The sequence below is a fragment of the Streptomyces mesophilus genome (assembly GCF_011044995.1).
GTDB lineage: Bacteria > Actinomycetota > Actinomycetes > Streptomycetales > Streptomycetaceae > Streptomyces > Streptomyces mesophilus.
The window spans coordinates 1-4,878 of record NZ_JAAKZW010000369.1 but is presented as its reverse complement, the minus strand read 5'-3'; the positions used below and the strand labels follow the sequence as shown (position 1 = coordinate 4,878).

General features: G+C 70.5%; 5 protein-coding genes. 1 reads left to right on the top strand and 4 read right to left on the bottom strand.

What is annotated here, in order from left to right:
* Positions 1 to 18: 18 nt before the first annotated feature.
* The 3 genes from G6045_RS39235 to sigJ form a co-directional block, all read right to left on the bottom strand.
* Entirely contained in the window at positions 19 to 1,209 is a 1,191-nt protein-coding gene (locus tag G6045_RS39235; protein ID WP_165337027.1) for a lipid-transfer protein, read from the bottom strand.
* Positions 1,206 to 1,649, bottom strand: a complete 444-nt coding sequence (locus G6045_RS39230; protein WP_206344779.1) for a Zn-ribbon domain-containing OB-fold protein — start codon at positions 1,647 to 1,649, stop codon at positions 1,206 to 1,208. The genes G6045_RS39235 and G6045_RS39230 overlap by 4 nt, the downstream gene beginning before the upstream one ends.
* Before the next feature lie 354 nt (positions 1,650 to 2,003).
* A complete protein-coding gene (gene sigJ, locus G6045_RS39225; protein WP_408056425.1) occupies positions 2,004 to 2,951 on the bottom strand; it encodes an RNA polymerase sigma factor SigJ in 948 nt (315 codons plus the stop codon).
* Positions 2,952 to 3,169: 218 nt separating this feature from the next.
* Between sigJ and G6045_RS39220 the strand changes: the two genes are divergently transcribed.
* Positions 3,170 to 3,799, top strand: coding sequence for an LUD domain-containing protein (locus G6045_RS39220; RefSeq protein ID WP_165337026.1), 630 nt, complete (start codon positions 3,170 to 3,172; stop codon positions 3,797 to 3,799).
* A 102-nt stretch (positions 3,800 to 3,901) separates the two neighbouring features.
* Here the strand turns inward: G6045_RS39220 and G6045_RS39215 are convergent, their stop codons facing one another.
* On the bottom strand, positions 3,902 to 4,753 hold the full coding sequence (locus G6045_RS39215) for an alpha/beta fold hydrolase (protein WP_165337025.1): 852 nt from the start codon (positions 4,751 to 4,753) through the stop codon (positions 3,902 to 3,904).
* Positions 4,754 to 4,878: the final 125 nt, after the last annotated feature.

Genomic DNA, 4,878 nt, shown 5'->3' with positions numbered 1-4,878 from the left:
CCCCGACCCTCCACAGCGTCACCGCACCGCAACCACCGCGGACCCGTGCCCGAACAGCCCCTGATTCGCGGTGATCCCGACCCGCGCCCCGTCCACCTGACGCTCACCCGCCGCCCCCCGCAGCTGCCACGTCAGCTCGCAGACCTGCGCGATCGCCTGCGCCGGTACCGCCTCGCCGAACGAGGCAAGCCCACCACTGGAGTTGACCGGCACCCGGCCCCCGGGAGAGGTCACCCCTTCGCGCAGCAGCTTGGCCCCCTCACCCTCACCGCACAGCCCGAGGTCCTCGTACCACTGCAGCTCGAGAGCCGTGGACAGGTCGTAGACCTCGGCGAGCGACAACTCCTCGGGCCCGATCCCGGCCTCCTCGTACGCGGCGTGCGCGATCGAGGCGCGGAAGGTCCGCTCGGGCGGCTGGACGGCCGCGGCCGAATCCGTGGCGATGTCCGGCAGATCGAGCACCGTCTGCGGGTACTGCGGCGTCACCGTCGAGACCGCCCGTATCCGCACCGGGTCGGCCTGCCCGTGCCGACGGGCGAAGTCCATGCTGGACAGCACAAGGGCCGCCGCTCCGTCGGAGGTGGCGCAGATGTCGAGCAGCCGCAGCGGATCGGCCACCACCGCGGAGGCCGCGACGTCCTGCGCCGTCACCGTCTTGCGGTACCGGGCATACGGATTGAGCGCACCCGACGCCGCATTCTTCACCTTGACCTGCGCGAAGTCCTCGAGTGTGTCCCCGTGCAACGCCATCCGGCGCCGCGCGTACAGGCCGAAGTACGCCGGGTTGGTGGCACCGAGCACCCGGAAGCGCAACCAGTCCGGATCGTCCTGCCGGTCGCCGCCCGCGGGCCGGAAGAAGCCCTTCGGCGCGGCATCCGCACCGACCACGAGCACCACGTCGGCGAGCCCCGCAAGGATCTGCGTACGGGCGGTGTTGATGGCCTGCGCGCCCGAGGCGCACGCCGCGTACACGCTCGTGACCCGCGCACCCTGCCAGCCCAGCGCCTTGGCGAACGTGGCCCCGGCGACATATCCGGGGTAGCCACCGCGCACGGTGTCCGCGCCGACGATCGACTGCACATCGCGCCAGTCGACTCCAGCGTCCTCAAGTGCCGTGCGCGCCGCGATCGTTCCGTACTCGATGAAGCTCCGGCCCCACTTGCCCCACGGGTGCATCCCGGCGCCGAGGACCGCCACGTCCCGGCTCATCGTGCGCTCACCGGCTTGAAGTGCCAGGTCGTCCAGGTCGTGCCAGCCTCCTCGTTGAGTACGCCGGGCACGGCCTCGACCTCCATCCCCACTTCGAGCTCGGCCGTGGTCACCCCGGGCACCGCCTGCCCGAGCACGACCATGCGCTCGTCCTCGAGCTCCACGGCGAGCAGCGTGTACGGCTCCCACTCGGCGTCCGGATCGGATACGTAGGGGAGGGGCGGCCGGTAACGCCCGTCGGTGTACGACCAGATGCGGCCGCGCTTGGACAACGGGACCTCGGCCAGCTCGCCGCCCGTGCAGCCCGGGTTGCGGCAGAAGGAGTCCTCACGGGGAAAGAAGACCGATCCGCAGGCGCCACATCGCGTACCGAGCAGCCGGAAGTCCTCCCCTTCGCCACTGAACCAATCGGCCACCACTGGTGTGCGTGTACGAGACATGACCCCTCCCCGGCACCGGATCTGACGGAACGTCAGAAGTGTGCCACGGGGCGGGTGATCCCGTCACCCGGGCCGGATGCACGGGCCTTGCCGAGTGCTCCGGTACGGAACTCGGGGCAGTGCCGAGTACGCCGATACGGAACTAGGGGCAGTGCCGAGTACTTCGGTACGGAACTAGGGGCAGTGCCGAGTACTTCGGTACGGAACTCGATCGGCCCCGCGAGAACCGGACACGGTCCGGCTGCGTCTCGGATGAGGTGAGGAGCTTGAGGCCCGGCCCCGAGCCCCTCACCGCAGCGGGCGGCCAGGACCCACGGGGGTGGTCCTGGCCGCCTCTGCTGCTCGTGCCCGCCGTCAGGCCTCCGTCCAGGACCGCAGCTTCTCGGGGTTGCGCACCGACCAGATGCGGCGGATCCGGTCGTCGACGATCTCGAAGGCGAGCACCGCCACCGTGACGCCGTCCTGCACGCTCACCAGGCCCGGCTGACCGTTGACCGTACGCTCGAGAAGCGTCAGCTCCACCCGTTCGGCGATCCCGACGCAGGCGCTCGCGATCCGCTCGGCGCCCACGATGGGTACCTCCACGGCTTGGACGAGACCGCCGCCGTCGGCGATCGCCGTGGCCTCGGGATCGAGCAGGCCGACAAGTCCGCCGATGTCCTTGGCCTCCCACGCCCGCCGGAAATCCCTGAGGATCTCGGCCTGCCGGTTCCTCGGAGGTGCCGCGGATTCCGCGGCGCGGATACGGCGCCGGGCCGACGAGGCCAGCTGGCGACAGGCCGCCGGTGTACGGCCGACGATCCGCGCCACTTCGGCAAAGGAGTAGCGGAAGACGTCGTGCAGGACGAAGGCGACCCGCTCGGCCGGCGTCATCGCCTCCAGCACCACGAGGAAGGCCATGCCGACCGACTCGTCGAGGGTGACCCGGTCGGCCGGATCCGCTGCGGCGCCCCCGGCCCGCGCCGTGCCCCACTCGATCCCGTCGGGCAGCGGCTCGGGGATCCACTCGCCCACGTACGTCTCGCGCCTTGCCCGCGCCGAACCGAGCAGGTTGAGGCAGACGCGGCTGGTCACCGTGGTCAGCCAGGCGCCGGGGGAGGAGACGGCCTCCCGCTCGGCGCGCGTCATCGCGTACCACCGGGCGTAGGCCTCCTGTACGGCGTCCTCGGCGTCGGCCAGTGAACCGAGCAGCCGGTAGGCGATGTTGGTCAACTGGCGCCGCTCGCCGATGACACCGCTCAAGTCCGGATCGGCCGGTCCATACCTCGTCCCCGTCCCCGTGCTGCCCATCCCGTCGCCCATCGCGTCACCCGTCCCGTTGCCGCGGTTGCCGTCCTCCCTCCGACGAGACAGGGATCGCGGATGTGACAAAGCCGCGTCGCTATTCCACCTCGCTCCACATTCCACCTCGCTCCACATTCCGTCTCGCCTCACATTCCGGCGGGCCGCGTTGTCGTACCGGTGAGGACCGCACGCGACCATCCATCGCCCCGACCACCCACCGCTACGCAGGAGGCACCATGTCCACCACTGTTCCGGCCACCCCGTTCACCTCGCCGGCTTCCCCCGACACCCTGGAGCGGACCGCAGCGGCGCTGAAGGAGCGCAACTTCGCCGTCGAGATCCTCGACGACAGCGCCGCCGCACGCGATCGCGTCCGCGACCTCATCCCGGAAGGCGCCACCGTCTTCACCGGTGCCAGCGAAACCCTCCGCCTGACGGGCATCGACGAGGACATCAACAACAGCGGACGCTACGACTCGGTCAAGGCGCGCAGCAGGTCCATGGACCGCTCCACCCAACTGACCGAGATGTGGCGGATGGTCGCCACCCCCGACGTCATCGTCGGCAGCGTCGCCGCGGTCACCGAAACCGGCTCCCTGGTGGCCGCCTCGGCCAGCGGCAGCCAACTGGCGGGCTACGCGGGCGCGGCGCCCCACATGATCTTGATCATCGGCGCACAGAAGGTGGTCCCCGACCTCCCCACGGCACTGCGCCGCATCGAAGACCACTGCCTGCCCCTGGAGAACGAACGCGCCCTGGAGGCCTACGGAGTCCCCAGCGCCTTGAACAAACTCCTCATCCTCAACGCCGAACCCCACCCCGGCCGCGCCACGGTCCTCCTGCTCCGCGAGCCGCTCGGCTTCTGACGGGCGCTTCCTCATTCGCCGGGCGCTCATCCCGCAGCGAGGGCGGTCGGCTGCTCGCCGTAAGACGGGCAACCGGCCGCCCCCGCCGAGCCGTTCCCGGTGTCAGCCCTGACTCCGCTCCGGGCGGAGCCACTCACGCAGCCGCGTGGCGAAAGCCCCCGGGTCTTCGGCAAACCCGGTGTGCCCACCGGGGAACCGCGTCGGCTCGATACCCAGCGCCTCGGCGAGAGCCCGCGATGTGAAGTCGCATTCCTCTCCGTCCGAGTCGTCGCCGATGCCGACCACCATGCGGGCACTGATGGACCGCAGGGCGTCCAGGTCGGGCCGCCAGTGGGTGGTCGCCCGCAGCTCGTGGGCGAACCAGCGGCGCTCGTCCGCGACCTGCCGCGGATCGCGTTCCCCGCCGAACATCCCCTCGATCGCACCCTCGGGCAGGGCGATGTTCGCCTGGGCCATGAACCTGGTCCAGGCACCGATGACATCGCCCGCGAGATAGGTGGCGATGATCTCGTCGGTCTCGGCATGCACCTTCTCGCGCTCCGGCAACAGCTCGACCAGCGGGGGTTCGTGCGCGACGACGATGTGCACCTGCTCGGGGTGCGCCTGGGCCAGGGCCAGTGCGGTCACCGCACCACCACTGGACCCCAGAACGGTGGCCGGCCCGGCGCCCAGGTGGCTGAGAAGGCGGGAGAGATCGTCGGCCCGCAGCTCCGGCGTGGAGTCCTGCTCGGGGTCGTCGAGCACACTGCGGTTGATGCCCCGCGGATCAGTGGTGAGCACGGTGTGGTCGACCGCGAGAAGATCCGCCAGCGGCGCGAACGCCCCAGCATCCATCGGCGCCCCGACCAGCGCGATGAGCGGCCCCTGCCCCCGCCCCCGCACCTCGTAATGCAGACGCGCGCCGGGCACTTCAAGGATCCGTGGGGTGACCGTACTGCTCGAATCGGTGGTCATACTTCCTCCTGGGCGCAGTCCGTTGCCTTGTGGCCGATCCCTCGGACAAGTCCGATTCCATGGACCTGTCCGATCCCTTGGACCTGCCGGCCCCCACAAACTCATCGCTCTAAAGAGAACTCCCG

Coding starts and splice junctions, on each gene's coding strand:
- G6045_RS39215 (WP_165337025.1), bottom strand. CDS start 4,753: ATGACCACCGATTCGAGCAGTACGGTCACCCCACGGATCCTTGAAGTG.
- sigJ (WP_408056425.1), bottom strand. CDS start 2,951: ATGGGCGACGGGATGGGCAGCACGGGGACGGGGACGAGGTATGGACCG.
- G6045_RS39220 (WP_165337026.1), top strand. CDS start 3,170: ATGTCCACCACTGTTCCGGCCACCCCGTTCACCTCGCCGGCTTCCCCC.
- G6045_RS39230 (WP_206344779.1), bottom strand. CDS start 1,649: ATGTCTCGTACACGCACACCAGTGGTGGCCGATTGGTTCAGTGGCGAA.
- G6045_RS39235 (WP_165337027.1), bottom strand. CDS start 1,209: ATGAGCCGGGACGTGGCGGTCCTCGGCGCCGGGATGCACCCGTGGGGC.